This window comes from Citrobacter sp. Cpo012, from assembly GCF_030333015.1.
Taxonomy (GTDB): domain Bacteria; phylum Pseudomonadota; class Gammaproteobacteria; order Enterobacterales; family Enterobacteriaceae; genus Citrobacter; species Citrobacter portucalensis.
The window spans coordinates 409,173-426,629 of the sequence record NZ_JAOWGR010000043.1 but is presented as its reverse complement, the minus strand read 5'-3'; the positions used below and the strand labels follow the sequence as shown (position 1 = coordinate 426,629).

General features: G+C 53.5%; 12 protein-coding genes. 5 read left to right on the top strand and 7 right to left on the bottom strand.

The features are described from left to right. The first annotated feature begins 149 nt into the window (after window positions 1-149). The gene (locus tag OGX90_RS21870) at window positions 150-1,100 is read left to right on the top strand and encodes a sugar-binding transcriptional regulator (RefSeq protein WP_079934804.1); all 951 of its coding nucleotides are present in this window, start codon (window positions 150-152) and stop codon (window positions 1,098-1,100) included. Between the two features lie 49 nt (window positions 1,101-1,149). On the opposite strand, the gene OGX90_RS21865 is transcribed toward OGX90_RS21870, so the two are convergent. Then, window positions 1,150-2,622 (bottom strand): apiosidase-like domain-containing protein, encoded by a 1,473-nt coding sequence (locus OGX90_RS21865; RefSeq protein WP_286624675.1) that lies wholly within the window; start codon window positions 2,620-2,622, stop codon window positions 1,150-1,152. A 404-nt stretch (window positions 2,623-3,026) separates the two neighbouring features. On the opposite strand from OGX90_RS21865, the gene OGX90_RS21860 reads away from it, so the two are divergent. After that, window positions 3,027-4,373, top strand: coding sequence for a glycoside-pentoside-hexuronide (GPH):cation symporter (locus OGX90_RS21860; RefSeq protein ID WP_063940731.1), 1,347 nt, complete (start codon window positions 3,027-3,029; stop codon window positions 4,371-4,373). A gap of 97 nt (window positions 4,374-4,470) precedes the next feature. On the opposite strand, the gene OGX90_RS21855 is transcribed toward OGX90_RS21860, so the two are convergent. From OGX90_RS21855 to OGX90_RS21830, 6 genes are all read right to left on the bottom strand, one after another. Beyond that, a complete protein-coding gene (locus OGX90_RS21855; protein ID WP_234692192.1) occupies window positions 4,471-5,559 on the bottom strand; it encodes an ABC transporter permease in 1,089 nt (362 codons plus the stop codon). Window position 5,560: 1 nt separating this feature from the next. Continuing rightward, window positions 5,561-7,087 carry a sugar ABC transporter ATP-binding protein gene (locus OGX90_RS21850; protein ID WP_234692191.1) on the bottom strand — a complete coding sequence of 509 codons (1,527 nt, stop codon included), beginning with the start codon at window positions 7,085-7,087 and terminating at the stop codon, window positions 5,561-5,563. Then, entirely contained in the window at window positions 7,087-7,695 is a 609-nt protein-coding gene (locus tag OGX90_RS21845; protein ID WP_032942646.1) for a DUF2291 family protein, read from the bottom strand. Before OGX90_RS21845 ends, OGX90_RS21850 begins: the two co-directional genes overlap by 1 nt. 11 nt (window positions 7,696-7,706) lie before the next feature. Continuing rightward, window positions 7,707-8,648, bottom strand: a complete 942-nt coding sequence (locus tag OGX90_RS21840) for a D-ribose ABC transporter substrate-binding protein (protein WP_032942648.1) — start codon at window positions 8,646-8,648, stop codon at window positions 7,707-7,709. Window positions 8,649-8,765: 117 nt separating this feature from the next. Continuing rightward, window positions 8,766-9,428: an enterobactin synthase subunit EntD gene (gene entD / locus OGX90_RS21835; RefSeq protein ID WP_032942649.1), complete on the bottom strand. Its 663-nt coding sequence runs from the start codon at window positions 9,426-9,428 to the stop codon at window positions 8,766-8,768. A 50-nt stretch (window positions 9,429-9,478) separates the two neighbouring features. After that, on the bottom strand, window positions 9,479-11,773 hold the full coding sequence (locus tag OGX90_RS21830) for a TonB-dependent siderophore receptor (protein WP_003831180.1): 2,295 nt from the start codon (window positions 11,771-11,773) through the stop codon (window positions 9,479-9,481). A 253-nt stretch (window positions 11,774-12,026) separates the two neighbouring features. Between OGX90_RS21830 and fes the strand changes: the two genes are divergently transcribed. Genes fes through entF form a run of 3 tightly spaced genes read left to right on the top strand, consistent with a single transcriptional unit; the run spans window position 12,027 to window position 17,380 of the window. Beyond that, window positions 12,027-13,244: an enterochelin esterase gene (gene fes / locus OGX90_RS21825; protein WP_286574338.1), complete on the top strand. Its 1,218-nt coding sequence runs from the start codon at window positions 12,027-12,029 to the stop codon at window positions 13,242-13,244. A gap of 30 nt (window positions 13,245-13,274) precedes the next feature. Next, window positions 13,275-13,493 (top strand): MbtH family protein, encoded by a 219-nt coding sequence (locus OGX90_RS21820; protein WP_032941816.1) that lies wholly within the window; start codon window positions 13,275-13,277, stop codon window positions 13,491-13,493. Next, window positions 13,490-17,380 (top strand): enterobactin non-ribosomal peptide synthetase EntF, encoded by a 3,891-nt coding sequence (gene entF / locus OGX90_RS21815; RefSeq protein ID WP_234692188.1) that lies wholly within the window; start codon window positions 13,490-13,492, stop codon window positions 17,378-17,380. Before OGX90_RS21820 ends, entF begins: the two co-directional genes overlap by 4 nt. Window positions 17,381-17,457 lie beyond the last annotated feature (77 nt).

The following is a 17,457-nucleotide window of genomic DNA, read 5'->3' as shown; positions in this document are numbered from 1 at the left end:
TGTCTGAGGGTTTGTCTACGCCTTATAGCAGCAAATTTTGGCGAAAAGAGAAAAGGATCACACTAACGCGATAACCGGAAAGGCGCAGACGACTTGTTATCTATTCAGGTATGAATAAAAATAACAGGCAGTTTACCAGGGGGAATGTTATGTCAAAGCAGGATGAACAGCGGTTGCTGGTTAAGATTGCCACACTTTACTACGCCGAAAATAAAAAACAGTCTGAAATCGCCACGCTGCTGCATTTGTCGCAGTCCTTTGTCTCCCGTGCCTTGACGCGTTGTCAGAAAGAAGGGCTGGTGAAAATCACCGTCGTACAGCCGACTAATATCTTTGTCGAGCTGGAAAAAGCCATTGAAGAGCGGTTTGGTCTGCGCCAGGCGATTGTCGTGGATGTTGGCGACAGCCCCAGTAGTACGCAAATTAAGCATGCCATTGGCAGTGCGGCGGCACATTACGTTGAAACTCGTCTGCGTGCCGAAGACCTGGTCGGTATTTCCTCCTGGAGTAGTACCATTCGCTGCATGGTTGATGAAATGCACCCGCAAAATATCCGGGCGGCAGGCGTGATCCAATTACTGGGTGGCGTGGGGCCAAACGGCAACGTGCAGGCCACGATTCTGACGCAACAGCTGGCGGCACACCTCGGCTGCCCGGCCTGGCTGTTGCCTTCGCAAAGTATTGAGCATTCGGTGGAAGAACGTTCTCGGCTGGTTAACAGCCCGGACGTGGCGGCGGTCGTCGAAAAATTTGCTGAAGTGGATGTGGCGATTGTCGGCATCGGGGAGCTGGAACCTTCTCAATTGCTGAAAAATTCAGGAAACTATTACAACGAAGAGATGCTGCGACTGCTGGCCGAACGCGGCGCGGTCGGGGATATCTGTCTGCATTATTACGACGCGGCGGGCAATCCGGTACTCAGCCATGAGGAAGACCCGGTTATCGGCATGGAGCTGGCGCAGATCCGCGACTGCAACCATGTGATAGCGCTGGCGGGCGGGGTAGAAAAACAGAATGCGATCCGTGGCGCGCTGCAGGGGAATTATATCGACGTACTGATCACCGACTACCCGACAGCGCGCAATCTGGTCAAAGGGTGACGCCGCGGTGAGTCAAGTTATCGCCAGCCCCTGGGGCTGGCTGTAGTTATCAGAGTTTTATTAAGCGTAGAGCAATCCATGGCTTAGCCGGTAGATCCAGCTTGTCACCGTGTTGAATAACCCCCGCAACCGGCGTGATCGTCATGGCCCAGGTATCAATGATATCGACCTTCCACGTCGTATTCTCCGGCAACATAGTCATCATCTTGTAGGCAGGGCAATGATCGCCAAAATAGAACAGTCCCCAGTTGCCCTCGCAGCTTATCCCCATCGACGTATCCCAGTGGCTACCCCACGGGAGCGGTGTCAGGCGTTTGGCTTGTCCTTCCTCAAGGATGTTGCGCAAAAAAGCGATGCGCGGGATGCTTGTTCCTTTGAGCGTGCCGCCATGTGACCACCAAATAATCTCATCTTCATTCAGGTATGTTTCGCCGTGAGTGACATAGCCGCCGAGTATTACGCCATGCCAGAACAATGCAGTCATTTTTTCTCCGGTGATATTGCCCCAGCCGAGATCGACATTGCCTTCATAGCAGCATTCGTCAATGACAATGGGTTTGGCAAATGTCTGCCGCCATTCCGGGACAAAGTGCATATCGTGGTGCTGGATGCTGGCGTGGGTGAGCGCGGGATTGTGATGATCGTACCAGTGCGCATTTGAGCGGTAGTGGATCGGCGGGTTGTGCCAGTTATGAATGGAGATCATGTGCGAAGAGGGATCCTCGCGTTTGATTTGCGCTATGGCGGCATCCCAGAAAGACATCGGTTTTTCTTTCAGCAGGTCGAACTCATTGGCCAGCGACCACCAAATATTTTTAAACGATGCGAGGCGTGCCACCACGTAGCGGAGATAGCGGCGATCGGTCTCCTGCGACATGGCGGAAAATCCCCAGCGGTCGTACGGATGAAAGAGGATCAAATCCACCTCAATATTCAGTTCATCCAGCTTTTGTATTTGACTCTCCAACTGGGCAAAAAAGGTGGTATCGAAGCGGGTAAAATCAAATCCCTGGTCGAGGGTACCCGGAAAGGGGAAGCGCATCGGTTCCTGCAGATTGTAGCGATAGTGTTTAGGAAATACGCACATGCGGATTTTATTGAACGGACTCGCCGCCAGCGATGCCAGCGTTTGTTGCTGTATATCGTCCGGTTGGTAATTCCAGACGTAGGCCGTGGTGCCAAAAGGATAAAACGCGTTGCCATTGGCATAGCGGAAGTGCCCGTCGCCATCACGCTGTACCGGGCCGGTTAACTGTGTTTCAGGGACGCAGGTAAACGTTCCTTCGACAGGGGACTGCGAAGGAATATTTGATCTGATGCGATAGTGCCAGACGCCGGGGATATCCGGCATAAAGCGCAGTATGAACTGACCGTTACCGTTGTAAAAGCCCCAAACCGTGCGGGATTCTTCGCCGCAGGTAAAGGTGGCTGATAGCTCGGTGTCGGTAAAATGGCGAGGATCGTCAACGTCCGTGACCTGATACTCAAACCGCCCCCACAGGGCAATACTTTGTTCGCTCATAGCACCTCTCCTTTGGAATATATATTCCATTATGATTTTATATTCACGATGAGAGTAAGGGAGGTTACCGTTAACATTCCACTGTCAAGGCGAAAAAATGAGCATGCGATCACAAAAACGCCGCCATTTCTGCTGATTACTGTGAGGTTTTTACTGTGAGACTGAAAGGAGTAAGCGTTATCTGAATGACGAGAGAAACGGCCAGCCAGCATAAACGTCTTGTTTATTAATAAGATGACATTTCGCCACTAGATGACGGCGCGCTTAGGAGCAAAAGAATGAGGTTAATTGTGATACTGGTAACAATGTCACGACTAACCACTTGCCAGCGCTAAATTCGTGGGCTTAACCTTTGCGTGAATAGTAATTCGATAATGAATATATATTTATAAAGAGGGTTTCTCATGAAGCAACAGCATAAATTGAGTATCAAAGAGAAGATCTGTTATGGGTTAGGTGATTCGTCAGCGAACATTTTTCTTGGGATGACGATGATGTTTTTGCCCTATTTTTATACCGATGTTTTAGGGATTTCGGCAGCGGCGATGGGGATATTGTTTATTGTTGCCCGTCTGGTTGATGCCTTCTATGATCCATTTATCGGTAATATCTCCGATCGCACGCGGACAAAGCACGGCTCGTATCGTCCTTTTTTGCTCTGGTTGGCGATCCCTTACGGTATTTCCTGTTTTTTAGTCTTTCTGGCGCCGGACTTTTCACCCACTGGAAAGCTAGTCTATGCAGTGATTACCTATCTATTTCTGATCCTGATGTATGCCTCCACGGTAGTGCCGTATGTGGCGTTGTTGACGACACTCACCGCCGATCCCATGGATCGTTTAAGCGCCAACTCCTGGCGTTTCCCACTGGCTAAGATGGCCTTTCTTATCTGCTCAATGGTAGTGCCGATTTTCGTCGCCTGGTATGGAAAAACCGATGAAGCACGCGCCTACATGATGGCGATGAGCTTTATTGCCGTGCTGGCCACGGCGTTTATGCTGCTCTGTTTCTGGGGAACAAAGGAGCGATATCAGGTTAGCGTGGAGACCGATAAAGTCCCGTTTACCAAACAACTGGGAATTATGCTGAAAGCGAAACCGGTGGTTGTTTTCTATCTGTTCAAAATTACCAGCTCCATTGCTTTTGTAATTAAAGGCAGTGTGACTATTTATTTTGTGAAGTATTTCCTGAATCGTGGGGATGGCTTTGTTTCTGGTCTGCTTTCGGCCACAGCGATTGCGGGGATCATTGCGCCGATGATTGCTATTCAACTGATTAAGCGCAACAAGCTCTCGAAATTAGGTACGCTGAAGGTGGCGCAACTGGGCGGTGGCGTGGCGGCATTATGTCTCTATTTCGTTAACCCTGAACAAATCTCACTGGCATGTGTTCTACTGGTGCTGTCGGTATTGATGGCTGAACTTGGCTCGATTACTGCCTGGGCGCTGCCTTCTGATTGTGCCGACTATTGTGAAGACAAATCCGGCGTCAGAATGTCTGGGGCTGTCGCTGCCGGTACGCTCTTTTCGATGAAGGTTGGTCTGGCACTGGCGGGTGGGATGGTTGGGCTAGTGCTCTCCCTTAGCGGTTACAAAGCGGGTGAGGCGGTGTCATCGGAAACGATGACGGCGATTATGTTCTTAATTGCCGGGATTCCTGCCATTTTCCATGCCATTAGTTTGGGGTTGCTGATGATGTTTAAACTGGATGATAAGGTTTCGGCAGGGCAGGCTGAAGCCGTCATGAAATAAAATTTCCCCACTGCCGGATGGCGGTGCATTATCAGGCCCATATGTCATACACGACCTACGCCTGATAAGCGCAGCGCCATCAGGCGTAATTTCAGGGCTACTGACTTTCCAGCGCCGCCTTTTGCGCAACCACTGCGGCTTTTTGCTGCATCCGGTTTTGCATCTGGTCGATAATGACCGCGACAATAATCACGATGCCCTTAATCACCATTTGCCAGAATTCGCTGACGCCCATCATCACCAGACCATCGGCCAGAAAACCGATAACGAAAGCGCCAATCAACGTGCCTAAGATGGTGCCTCGACCACCGGCCAGCGACGTACCACCAAGTACAACGGCGGCAATGGCGTTCATCTCAAATGCTGTACCATTGGCCGGATGACTGGCGGAAAGTTGTGCTGAAACAACTATTCCGGCAATTGCAGCGCATAGTCCGGACAGGGTGTACACCCAGATTTTTACCTGCCTCACTTTTACCCCGGACAGTTCAGCAGCGCGTTCGTTATCGCCGATAGCGTACACGTGGCGGCCAAAGGGCAGACGGCGGGCAACGTAGGCAATAACCAGCGCTAGCACAATCATCATCCAGATGGCCCACGGAATACCAAACAGAGTTCCCGCGCCAATTTCATCAAAACCGGTGTTACCCAACTGTGGATTGCCGGAAAGCCCGGGGAATGTTTGTCCGTCAGAGGTCAGCATCGCCGCGCCGCGCAATACGTACATGGTGCCCAGCGTACAAATAAAAGGTGCGACGTTATAGCGCGTAATAATCCAGCCATTTGCTGCGCCAATCAATCCGCCAATCAGCAGTACGACAGGTACAATCACCCAGACGCTGGGGAAGATAGCGATGCCAAACATGGGTAATACAATGCCTTTGGTGATCAGCCATCCGGCAATCATGCCGCACAGCCCAAGCGTAGCGCCAATCGAGAGATCAATGCCGGCAGTAATAATGACGAAGGTGATTCCCAGCGCCAGAAACGCGTTAATGGCGATGTGCTTGATCATAATGACCATGCTGCCGCCAGAGAGGAAACCGGGGACGGTGAAGGCAAAAAATCCGACGATCAGAAACAGCGCAATAAAGGTACGTAATTTCAGGATCAGCAGCAGGATATTTTCCCGCGAGAAGGTGACACCGGCTCGCGGTGCGACGACGGCAGATTGTAGTGTTTTCATGTCAGAACCCCTGAGCACTTGCGGTGACCAGCGCCGATTCTTCGGCACGATCGCGAATAATATCGGCCGTGAGCTTGCCGCCAGACATCACCAGAATGCGGTCAGATACCGCCATAATTTCTTTTAAATCCGAGGTGGAGAAGACAACGGCAATACCCTGTTGTGAGAGCTGTACCATCATACGAAACACATCGGCCTTCGCGCCAACGTCAATGCCGCGTGTGGGCTCATCAAGGAACAGAATTTTGGGATTGGTAAGTAGGGAGCGGCCAATCACCACTTTCTGCTGGTTACCCCCGCTCAGAGCCTGGATTTCAACATCCGGTGAGGACACTTTGATCGACAGATTACCAATTGTGCTGGCGACGACGGCCTCCTCATCTTTGCGGGCGATGGCAAAACCGCGCTGCAGGCGACGCCACAGGCTGGCAATAGTCAGATTGCTGGCAACCGAAGAAATGGGAAAAATGCCTGTGCGCTTGCGATCTTCCGGTACCAGACTCATTCCCATACGAATGCGGTCGGCGGTGGTTAAGCGCTGTGGAACTGGCTTGCTGTCGAGCCACAGTTTACCGAGGTAGTTGCGCTCAGTACCCAGCAAGCACTCGAACAATTCGGTTCTTCCGGCCCCCATCAGTCCATAGATACCGACAATTTCGCCCGCGTGGACGTTAAAGGTGACGTCGTTGACCACCGCATTGCCAGCGGCATTGACGCAGGTAATATGTTCCGCTTCGAGAACCGGCGCGCCGAACGTGCGACCTGGCTCAAGAAAATTACTCACCGGGTCGCTGCCCAGCATTTCACGCACAATCCACGGCACATCGATATCGCTAACTCTGGCTTCGGCCTGGAATTTGCCATCGCGTAAAATGGTGATCACATCGCCAATCGCCATCAATTCTTCGAGTCGATGAGAGATGTAGATTATCGAAACGCCCTGGCGAGTCAGTTCGCGAATCACGCGAAACAGGATCTCGACTTCGGTTTTACTCAGCGCCGAGGTGGGTTCGTCGAGGATTAGAATGTCAGCGTCCTCCGCCAACGCTTTGGCGATTTCAACCAGCTGTTGCTGTCCAACTTTGAGATTGCCGACCAGATCGCGGGGTGAAATGGGCTGATCGAGTCGGGTTAGCAGCTCCGCAGTACGCTTCTCCTGTTCGGCCTCATCAATGGGGGTCATGCCTTTTTGGATCTCCCGGCCAAGGAAAATATTTTCCGCGACGGTGAGATTCTCAAACAGGTTAAGTTCCTGATGCACCATACCAATCCCGTGCGCCGCGGCGTCCCGGGTATTGGCGAAGCGAACAGGGTTGCCATTGAGCGTCATCTCGCCGCTGCTGGGCTGCTGAACACCGGCGAGGATCTTCATCAGCGTGGATTTCCCCGCACCGTTTTCGCCAATAATCACGTTGACCTTACCGCGCCACACCTGATAATCCACGCTGTCCAGCGCAATCGTGCCGGGAAATAGCATTGAGATGGCATGTGTGCGCAGGATGATGTCCTCTGCTGAGGAATTATTCATCAGTGTGCCTCCTGTTCCAGCGCTAACGCTGCCGCGTTTTCCGCTTTTCCTGCATTCAGCGTTACGGCGAACAGTACCGTGGCACGCTTCCCTTGCCAGCTTTCGTCCACTGCGGGCAAGTGTTTTACCGCTTCGCGGTTATACGCCCGGGAAAGCTGGGCAAACTGAACCTGGTTAGTGAAGTCTTCAAACTTAAAACCACTCGCATCGCGAATGGCATTGCCGCGCATCACCGGGCCTATTTGGATGGTGACAGGGGCGTCATTGACCCTCATCACAATGCTTTTCTCGCGCGCATTGGTGGTATCGACGTTCTCAATCTGACTGGTCAGGCGCACAAATACGCTCTCGGCGGTAGGTGAGGGCGTCTTCAGGCGTGCGCTCAGCGCTGACGCATCCAGAGCGTGTTGCTTTGCCGCATCCAGGACGCGGGATTGCCAGGTTTGTTGCGCGATCTGCTCGGGTGTTTGATTGTCGAAACTGGCTTTGGCCTGTGGGTCGGCCGGGATGATGGGGTTGCCGTTTTCGTCGAGGTCAACTACCGTGCAGGCCGTCAGCAACAGGGTGGCGCACCCAACCAGTGCAGCACCCCATTGTGTTAACGACATAGTGCCTCCGCTTAGTGGCTCAGGTTGAATTTACTCAGCTTGCTGGCATTGGTTTCATCAATCAGCACGCAATCCATGAGCTGTTTTTCTTCTTTCTGCGCTTTGCCGTTTTTCAGGTAGTAATCAGCCTGCTCAACCGCCATTTGTGCCTGCTGCCAGCCGGGCTGAAGGACGGTCGCTTTAATGTTGCTCTTGTTGATGATGGAATCTCGGGTGTAGTCGCTGCCGTCAAAACCCACCACGATGACATTGTTTTTCCCAGCAGCCTTCAGGGCAGCTTCTGCGCCCAGCGCCATGGTGTCGTTGCCGGAAATGACGCCGACGATATCAGGGTTGGTTTGTAAAATAGCTTCCATACGGGTAAACGCTTCAGTTTGGCTCCAGTTCGCCGTTTGCTGGGCGACCATTTTCATATCCGGATAGTCGTCGAGCACATCGTGATACCCCTGTGAGCGCACATGTGCGTTGGTGTCGGACTGGCGTCCCAACAGCTCAACGTACTTGCCTTTTCCATCCAGTAGTTTGGCGAATTTCTCTGCGCCGAGCTGCGCGCCCTGGTAGTTGTTCGACACGATTTGCGCGACTGCGATGCCGGTCTTATTAATTTCACGATCGATGAGGAATGCAGGCACGCCCGCCGCTTTGGCTTTTTCCAGTGGACCAACGGTGGCATCGGCGCCCGCGTTATCGAGAATGATGGCTTTCGCTTTTCGGGCTATGGCGGTCTCAATCAGTTGGTTTTGTTTATTGACATCATCATCATGAGAGGCGACCAGCGTGGTATATCCCAGCTCTTTCGCTTTGGCGACCGCGCCGTCGGCTTCGGCTTTAAAGAACGGGTTGTCGTGTGAAGGGGTGATAATCGCAATCAGTCCGTTGTCGGCAGCATACAGCGAACCCGATGCGGTAAGGATCGAGGCCAGTAATACGGATTTAATCAGGGTCTTGTTCATCTCTTTCTCCACTTTGAATATTTATTCAAATATGATTTATTATTCAAGTTAACGATAAGTCGAGATAATCGAACTGTCTACGATTTGCGCAGCTAATTTCTTAAAAGGAGAAAAGGATCACGATCCTGACAGCGTGGGTGCACACAGGGTAATGATGTTTTTATCGCGTTGAAACCAATGTACGTTAATTGCCTGATTGGCGAGGTTAGGCGAAAATGATGGCATGATTTGCAATGTTAATTGCTGATTCGTGAGTGCGGTAATTTTTGCGCTGGTGAAACCTGGTAACCCGGATGCCTGAGTGGAAAACGCCTTATACAGGCTCTCCTTGGCGCTGAATGCCAGAGTTAAGGCGAGTGGAAAGGGCAATTCAGAATGATGCAAAATCGGTCGTTCGTGGTTATCGATAATACCGTCAGCCAGCTCAACTGCGGTTTGTTGCGTAAAAATAGCTTCTATATCCAGCCCAACGGGATGCGTCGATACTACCGCCAGCGCAGTTGATGCACTGTGGCTGATGCTGCCAAACAACTTTTGTGGCCACAGCGGTTGTCGCTGCCCGCCGATGCCAGGTACAGTTTTGATACCGTATTCACGTAATGCATGTACTGCGGCGATCCGCCCTGCTAAGTGTTCAGCTTTACGCTTGCGTCCGCTGGACAGAAGCTGGGCGTGGTGGGGGAGCCAGAGCAGATCGTGGTCATGGCAGCTGGCGGGATCAAACTCGACAAAATGCAGCGCGTGGTCGGCGAAGGGAAGCGATGTGTGTGTTGTACGCATGGTTGTGTATCGTTTCCCTCTCCCCGTCGCGAGGAGAGGGAACAACGCTATCAGAAGTGGGTGTTAACGCTCATATACCACGTACGACCCGGTTCGTTATAGGTGTACGCGCCAGCGCCCGCCATATAGTCGCCAGTTTTGATATCGCTGGTGGTTTGGGCATTACCTTCACGCCACAGACGTTTGTCGAAGACGTTATCCACGCCGCCGGTCAGGCTGACGTTTTTCGTCACATCCCAGGTTGCGCTCAGGCCGACGATGCTGTACGGACTCACTTCCTGGGCTGAACTGCCGGTTACTGGTTTACCCTGGTAATCATATTTCTTCGGCTGTTGTTTGCCGTACCAGGTAAAGGTGGATTGCAGCGACAAATCTTCACGCGCCTGCCAGCTCAGCGTTGAGTTCAGCGTGTATTCAGGAATAATCGACAAGCGTTCGCCGGTCTCTTTATTCTTACTTTGCAGCATGTAAGTGATGTTGTTGGTCCAGGTAACGGTTTCGCTAACCGGTACGTTCAACGTCCCTTCCAGGCCTTCCACCACAGCTTTAGGTACGTTTTCCCACTGATAGATATCGGTGTAGGTTGTTGTTTCTTTACCCGTAGTCGGGTTTTTCTGGGTAATTGACGTTCTGCTTAGCGGTACAGTCCCCGCTTCGATCTTGTTACGGTAATCGTTGCGGAACCAGGTTACGCCGGCCAGCCAACCGTCACGTTTGAACTCCAGACCAATCTCTTTGTTGATACTGGTTTCGGCCTTCAGGTCATCGTTGCCCATCATGTAGCAACCAATGCCCGTCGCAGATCCGGTGGCATAGCAGCCCTGGCCTTTGCTGTACAGAATATAGTTCGGGTTAGTCTGGTACAGGCTAGGTGCTTTATAGGCCCGTGCGATACCCATTTTCAGCGTAAAGTCGTCGCCCAGACCTTGGGACAGGTTCAGGGACGGGCTCCAGTTGTCGCCAACGACGCTGTGGTGGTCGAAGCGCAGACCCGGCGTCAACATGGTGCTGTCGGTCAGCTCCATGTTATTTTCAGCAAACAGGGAGAAAATTTCAGCCTGTGAATATGGGCTACGATCGGTGCTGCTGGCACCAGGTATGTTCCCGCCCATAAAGGTCTGGGTATTGGAACTCATGTCTTTCATTCGCTGCTGGTTCCATTCGGTACCGAGCGTCAGGTTCTGGTTAACTAACAGGTCGAATGGAATGCTAATTTCGCTGTGCAGGGTGACATCCGCCAGGTCAGTGTCGGTAAATTGATTACTGTTAAATAACCCTTCAAGGCCACCTGCCAGACCTTCACCCAAACGGGAGTTACGGGTGTGTTCGTATTGCGCCCAGTTGCTGGTGGTAATGCCGTTGTCCCAGCCGCCGTTCCACGTCAGCGCATAGTTCTGGCGGTACATACGGTTGGTTTCTTTACCGTAGTATTTTTTTACCAGCCCGTTAGTTTTGTTATCGTTGTTGGTGTTTTGAGTGTCACCCGCATACAGGTTGCCCTGACGGCTGTAGCCAGCTTCAAACTCCAGCGATTGCATTGGGGCAAAATCCCAACGCAGCAGGCCGTTGATATCTTTGTTTTTTACCCCTTCACGACCCGCAGGCATCGTATCGGCATATGACCCTGTACGTGCTGACTGGTGACCGTCGTTAATGTCCCAGGCATCGGCCTGGGTTTTGTCGAGGTTACCGTTCAGGCGGAAGCTGAAATCTCCGCCCAGCGGTCCATTCAGACTAAAGTTGGTACGCTTGGTTGAACCTTCCTCTTTGTGTTCCGGCGCGTTGAAATAGGTATTCCAGGAACCATGCCACTCATCGCCGCCTTTCTTGGTGATGATGTTCACCACACCGCCAGCTGCGCCATTGCCATAGCGTGCTGCGGCAGGACCGCGCAGCACTTCAATACGTTCAATCATTTCCGGAGCAACCCAGGCGGTATCGCCGCGGGTATCACGCTCGCCGCGCCAGCCCTGGCGTACGGAGTTACGGCTGGTAACCGGTTTACCGTCGATCAAAATCAGGGTGTTTTCTGGCCCCATGCCGCGAATATCGATCTGACGGTTGTTGCCGCGCTGTCCGCTGGTTGAGTTACCGGTCAGGTTAACGCCAGGCATGGTACGGATGATTTCCGACACATCGCGAGCGGGAGGATTCTTACGAATTTCATCAGCGGTAATGGTTGATACGCCCGGTGCCTGCAGGTTCTGCTGGGCGGCGGTAACGACGATGGTGTCTTCATGAGAGACAGCGACGCTATCGGTTTGATCTTCTGCCATTGCTGGCAGGGCTACCCCGTAAATCCCTAAATTGACCAATAAGGCCAGTGAATGAATCTTGTTGTTCATTGTATGTCCTGCTGTTCTTTTAGCCACGAGTACCAATGTGCCGTGGTGCGGCATTTGGCCTGATGTCGCCCGCATCTGCGTAAACGATCCATTCCAGAAAAAGTACGCAGCGCCAGGTCGGTTTATAAGTGGTGAAAAACTGTACGCGCTTCCCACAGCGCGACAATACGCTATTGCAAATGCAAATAGTTATCAATAATATTATCAATATATTTCACGCTAGATCATAAAATTTCACAATAAACATGGGGTTATGGTTGTGACGACGTTAAAGATGGGAAGCGAGGCGTGGTGGCAGTCAAAAAAAGGCCCGGAGTGGGAGCGTGAAGACAACGGAAATTATCGGGTAACCTTCTGGTGGCGTGATCCGCAGGGAACGGAGAAAGAGTCAGCCATTCATCACGTTTGGGTTTATATCACCGGCGTCACCGACCACCATCAAAATGCTACCCCTCAGTCGATGCGACGCATTGATGGAACAAATGTTTGGTGCTGGAGTGTTTCCCTCAGCGCCAACTGGCGTGGCAGTTACTGTTTTATCCCAACAGAGCGCAACGATATCTTTTCCTCGCTTGTGGCAGGCGAAGCGCCTGACCGAAACGTGCTGCGTGAAGGCTGGCGGCAATTGCTGCCACAGGCCATTGCTGATCCCCTTAATCCGCAGAGCTGGCGGGGCGGTCGTGGCCACGCGGTGTCTGCGCTGGAAATGCCGGAGGCACCCGTACAGCCCGGATGGGATCAACCTGAACCCCCCAAATCCCCCGCAGTGTGCCTGCAATGGCATAGCGCCAGGCTCGGCAATACGCGTCGCGTATGGGTGTTTACCACCGGTGATGCTCAACCCGAAACGCGTCCGTTGGCTATCCTGCTGGACGGACAGTTTTGGGCACAGAGTATGCCGGTCTGGCCTGCGTTGACTTCACTCACGCATCGCGGACACCTTCCTTCTGCCGTTTATCTCCTGATTGATGCCATTGATACGGCTCACCGCAGCCATGAGCTACCGTGTAATGCGGATTTTTGGTTGGCGGTGCAGGAGGAGCTATTACCACTGGTGAAGACAACGACCGCGTTTAGTGACGATCCGCAGCGCACCGTGGTGGCTGGGCAAAGTTTTGGCGGGTTGTCTGCGCTGTATGCCGGGCTGAACTGGCCCGCGCGCTTTGGCTGTGTGCTTAGCCAGTCCGGTTCTTACTGGTGGCCGCATCGCGGTGGTCATCAGGACGGGGCGATCGTCGAGCAACTGAAAAGCGGGAAGGTGAGTGCTCAGGGGCTGCGTATTGTCCTGGAAGCGGGGATCCGCGAGCCCATTATTTATCGCGCTAATCAGGCGTTATATGCCCAGTTACCTTCTGCACCACAGTCTATTTTCTGGCGTCAGGTTGATGGCGGACACGATGCGCTTTGCTGGCGCGGCGGTCTGATGCAAGGGCTAATGACGCTCTGGCAACCGCTTACCGACACGATTTAACCGGACGATGTTCCACGACAGGAGTTGAGTATGGAATTCAGTAACCCCTTCGATAATCCGCAGGGCCAGTTTTACATTCTGCAAAATCCCCAGCGTCAGTTTAGCCTTTGGCCGCAGCAGTGCTCGCTTCCTGCTGGCTGGCAAATTGCTTGCGAACCCCAATCCCAGGAAGCCTGCCAGCAATGGCTGGAAGCAAACTGGACCACGCTTACGACCGCGAACTACGTCGATGTGCAGGAGGCTCCATGACTCAGCGTTTACCTTTAGTGGCGGCTCAGCCGGGGATCTGGATGGCGGAAAAACTCTCCGCATTGCCCTCGGCGTGGAGCGTGGCGCACTACGTAGAGTTAACTGGCGAACTGGACGCGTCGTTGCTGGCGAAAGCCGTTGTGGCGGGCCTGGAGCAGGCCGATACCCTGCGGATGCGGTTTAGCGAAGATAACGGTGAGGTCTGGCAATGGGTGGATTCTGCGCTCGCCTTTGCGCAACCTGAAATTATCGACTTGCGCGCAAAATCCAATCCACATGAGGCGGCGCGTGCGTTGATGCAGGCAGACCTGCAGCAGGACATACGTGCTGATGGCAATAAGCCGCTGGTTTTTCACCTGCTTATACAGGTGGGAGAAAAGCGTTGGTATTGGTATCAGCGCTACCATCATTTGCTGGTCGATGGCTTCAGTTTTCCGGCCATTACCCGCCAGATAGCCGCAATTTATCGCGCATGGCTACACGGCGAGCCTACGCCAGACTCGCCTTTTACGCCGTTCGCCGAGGTGGTGGAAGAGTATCAACAGTACCGTCAAAGCGATGCCTGGCAACGAGACGGCGCTTTCTGGAGCGAGCAGCGAAAGCAACTCCCGCCTCCTGCTTCGCTGTCGAACAATCCGTTGCCGGGACGATCGGCCAGCGCGGATATTATTCGTATGAAGTTAACCGCGCCTGAAGGGGCGTTTCGTCGGCTTGCGGCACGTATGCCTGACGTTCAGCGTGCGGATCTGGCCCTCGCGCTGGTGGCATTGTGGCTGGGACGTTTATGCAGCCGAATGGATTATGCCGCCGGGTTTATCTTTATGCGGCGCATGGGGTCGGCGGCGTTGACCTCCACTGGACCGGTTTTAAACGTACTGCCATTTGGTGTGAGGCTGGATGCGGCAGAAAGCTTGCCTGCGCTTGCACAACGACTGGCCGGACAGTTGAAGAAAATGCGTCGGCATCAACGTTATGATGCCGAACAAATCGTTCGCGACAGCGGGCGTGCAGCAGGTGCCGAGCCGCTGTTTGGCCCGGTGCTGAACGTGAAAATATTCGACTATCAGCTGAATATTCCCGGCGTTCAGGCGCAAACCCACACGTTGGCGACAGGGCCGGTGAACGATCTTGAACTGGCGTTATTCCCGGATGAAAACGGTGGGCTGAGTATTGAAATTCTGGCCAATAAACAGCGCTACGATGCAGAAACGCTGACGCAGCATGCCTCGCGTTTAATCGGGCTTATCGAGCAGTTTGCCGACAATCCGGCGCTATGCTGCGGCGACGCCGGGATGCTGTTGCCAACAGAACATGAGCGGCTGGCGAAGATTAATCACACCACCGTGGAGATCCCGTCCACTACGCTGAGCGCGCTGGTGGTACAGCAGGCCGATAAAACGCCGGATGCCCCGGCGTTGGCCGATGCCCGCTATCAGTTTAGCTATCGCGAAATGCGCCAGCAGGTCGTGGCGCTGGCGAGCCTTTTGCGTGCACGCGGCGTCAAGCCTGGCGACAGCGTCGCCGTGGCATTACCGCGTTCCGTGTTCCTGACGCTGGCGCTGCACGGTATCGTTGAAGCCGGTGCAGCCTGGCTGCCGTTGGATACCGGATACCCGGACGATCGCCTGCGGATGATGCTCGAAGACGCGAAGCCAAAATTGTTGATCGCGACCAATGAGCAACTGGCGCGCTTTAGCGATATTCCTGGGCTGGAAAGTCTGTGCTATGACTCGCCCCTGCCAGCAGAAGATGCTGCTCCGCTGGCGCTATCTCAGCCCAATCATACTGCCTATATCATTTTTACTTCCGGTTCTACCGGTAGACCAAAAGGGGTGATGGTTGGGCAAACCGCCATCGTTAACCGTCTGCTGTGGATGCAAAATCACTATCCGCTGACCGCGGATGATGTGGTGGCGCAGAAAACACCGTGCAGTTTTGACGTCTCGGTATGGGAGTTTTTCTGGCCGTTTATTGCCGGGGCAAAGCTGGTAATGGCAGAGCCTGAGGCGCACCGCGATCCGCTGGCGATGCAGCAGTTCTTTGCCCAATATGGGGTGACGACCACGCACTTTGTTCCCTCTATGTTGGCCGCTTTTGTCGCTTCACTGACGCCGGAAACCGCGCGGGAGAGTTGTGCCTCGCTGAAACGGGTATTTTGCAGCGGCGAAGCCTTGCCTGCAGATTTATGCCGTGAGTGGGAACAGTTAACTCATGCGCCACTGCACAATTTGTACGGACCAACGGAAGCAGCGGTTGATGTGAGCTGGTATCCGGCCTGGGGGGAAGACCTTGCTGCTGTAACCGGCAACAGCGTGCCGATTGGCTATCCGGTATGGAATACCGGTTTACGTATCCTGGATGCCATGATGCGCCCGGTGCCTTTCGGCGTGGCTGGTGATTTATATCTGACGGGGATCCAACTGGCGCAAGGTTATCTGGGCCGTCCGGATCTGACAGCAAGCCGCTTTATCGCCGATCCGTTTAACGTTGGCGAACGCATGTACCGTACCGGGGATGTGGCTCGCTGGCTGGAAAATGGCGCGGTGGAATACCTCGGGCGCAGCGATGACCAGCTTAAAATTCGCGGACAACGCATTGAGCTCGGCGAGATTGACCGGGTGATGCAGCAGTTGCCTGATGTCGAGCATGCCGTTGCCCACGCCTGCGTATTCAACCAGGCGGCGGCGACAGGCGGCGATGCGCGTCAACTGGTGGGGTATCTGGTGTCACAATCGGGTTTACCGCTGGATACGTCCGCGTTGCGGGAAAAGCTGCGTGAAAAACTGCCTGCGCATATGGTGCCGACGGTTTTGTTGCAGCTGGCGGAGCTACCGCTTAGCGCGAACGGTAAACTGGATCGTAAAGCGCTGCCGATGCCGCAGTTGACGTCGCGTACTTCCGGGCGCGCACCGCGAGCAGGGACTGAAACCACCATCGCGCAGTCTTTTGCGGCTTTGCTGGGTTGCGAGGTTAATGACGTGGCGGCAGACTTCTTTGCGCTTGGCGGACATTCGTTGCTGGCGATGAAGCTGGCGGCACAGTTGAGCCGGGTTTTTGAGCGTCAGGTGACGCCGGGGCAGATTATGGTGGCCTCTACCGTTGAACAACTGAGTGCTCTACTGGAGAGCACTGATGATGAGCAGTCGCAACATATGGGATTTGAGGCACTGTTGCCGCTGCGTGAAAGTCACGGCCCAACGCTGTTCTGTTTCCATCCGGCGTCGGGTTTTGCCTGGCAGTTTAGCGTGCTATCGCGATATCTCAGCCCGCAGTGGTCGATTATAGGTATTCAGTCGCCGCGCCCGGATGGCCCTATGCAGACGGCGGAAAATCTTGATGCGGTATGCGAACATCACCTGGCAACATTGCTCTGTCAACAGCCTCACGGACCTTACTATTTATTAGGTTATTCGCTGGGCGGCACGCTGGCACAGGGGATCGCCGCGCGCTTACATGCCAGAGGAGAGACGGTTGCATTCCTCGGGCTGTTGGATACCTGGCCGCCAGAAACGCAAAACTGGCAAGAAAAAGAGGCTAATGGGTTGGATCCAGCGGTACTGGCAGAGATCGAGCGTGAACGCGAAGCGTTTCTGGCGGCGCAGCAGGGGAATGCGTCAGAGGCTTTATTTAACGCAATCGAAGGCAACTATGCCGATGCGGTTCGCCTGCTCACCACGGCACACAGCGTGCCGTTTGCAGGTCACGCTACGCTGTTCGTTGCTGAGCGCACGTTAGTACCGGGTGTCAGTCCTGAACGCAGCTGGTCGCCGTGGATATCCAGTCTGGATGTTTACCGCCAGGATTGCGCGCATGTTGATATTATTTCCCCTGCCTCATTTGAGGCAATAGGGCCTGTAATAAATGCACAGATTAATAAATCTGTGTAACAAGACGAATATTGCTATCGCGGTGATCGAACAATTCCATAATGTAAATAATATGTTATGGAATTGTTCTTTTTTAT

Excerpts from the sequence above, each read along its gene's own strand:
- OGX90_RS21865 (WP_286624675.1), bottom strand. The coding sequence starts at position 2,622 with ATGAGCGAACAAAGTATTGCCCTGTGGGGGCGGTTTGAGTATCAGGTC.
- OGX90_RS21830 (WP_003831180.1), bottom strand. The coding sequence starts at position 11,773 with ATGAACAACAAGATTCATTCACTGGCCTTATTGGTCAATTTAGGGATT.
- OGX90_RS21840 (WP_032942648.1), bottom strand. The coding sequence starts at position 8,648 with ATGAACAAGACCCTGATTAAATCCGTATTACTGGCCTCGATCCTTACC.
- fes (WP_286574338.1), top strand. The coding sequence starts at position 12,027 with ATGGTTGTGACGACGTTAAAGATGGGAAGCGAGGCGTGGTGGCAGTCA.
- entD (WP_032942649.1), bottom strand. The coding sequence starts at position 9,428 with ATGCGTACAACACACACATCGCTTCCCTTCGCCGACCACGCGCTGCAT.
- OGX90_RS21860 (WP_063940731.1), top strand. The coding sequence starts at position 3,027 with ATGAAGCAACAGCATAAATTGAGTATCAAAGAGAAGATCTGTTATGGG.
- entF (WP_234692188.1), top strand. The coding sequence starts at position 13,490 with ATGACTCAGCGTTTACCTTTAGTGGCGGCTCAGCCGGGGATCTGGATG.
- OGX90_RS21845 (WP_032942646.1), bottom strand. The coding sequence starts at position 7,695 with ATGTCGTTAACACAATGGGGTGCTGCACTGGTTGGGTGCGCCACCCTG.
- OGX90_RS21850 (WP_234692191.1), bottom strand. The coding sequence starts at position 7,087 with ATGAATAATTCCTCAGCAGAGGACATCATCCTGCGCACACATGCCATC.
- OGX90_RS21870 (WP_079934804.1), top strand. The coding sequence starts at position 150 with ATGTCAAAGCAGGATGAACAGCGGTTGCTGGTTAAGATTGCCACACTT.
- OGX90_RS21855 (WP_234692192.1), bottom strand. The coding sequence starts at position 5,559 with ATGAAAACACTACAATCTGCCGTCGTCGCACCGCGAGCCGGTGTCACC.
- OGX90_RS21820 (WP_032941816.1), top strand. The coding sequence starts at position 13,275 with ATGGAATTCAGTAACCCCTTCGATAATCCGCAGGGCCAGTTTTACATT.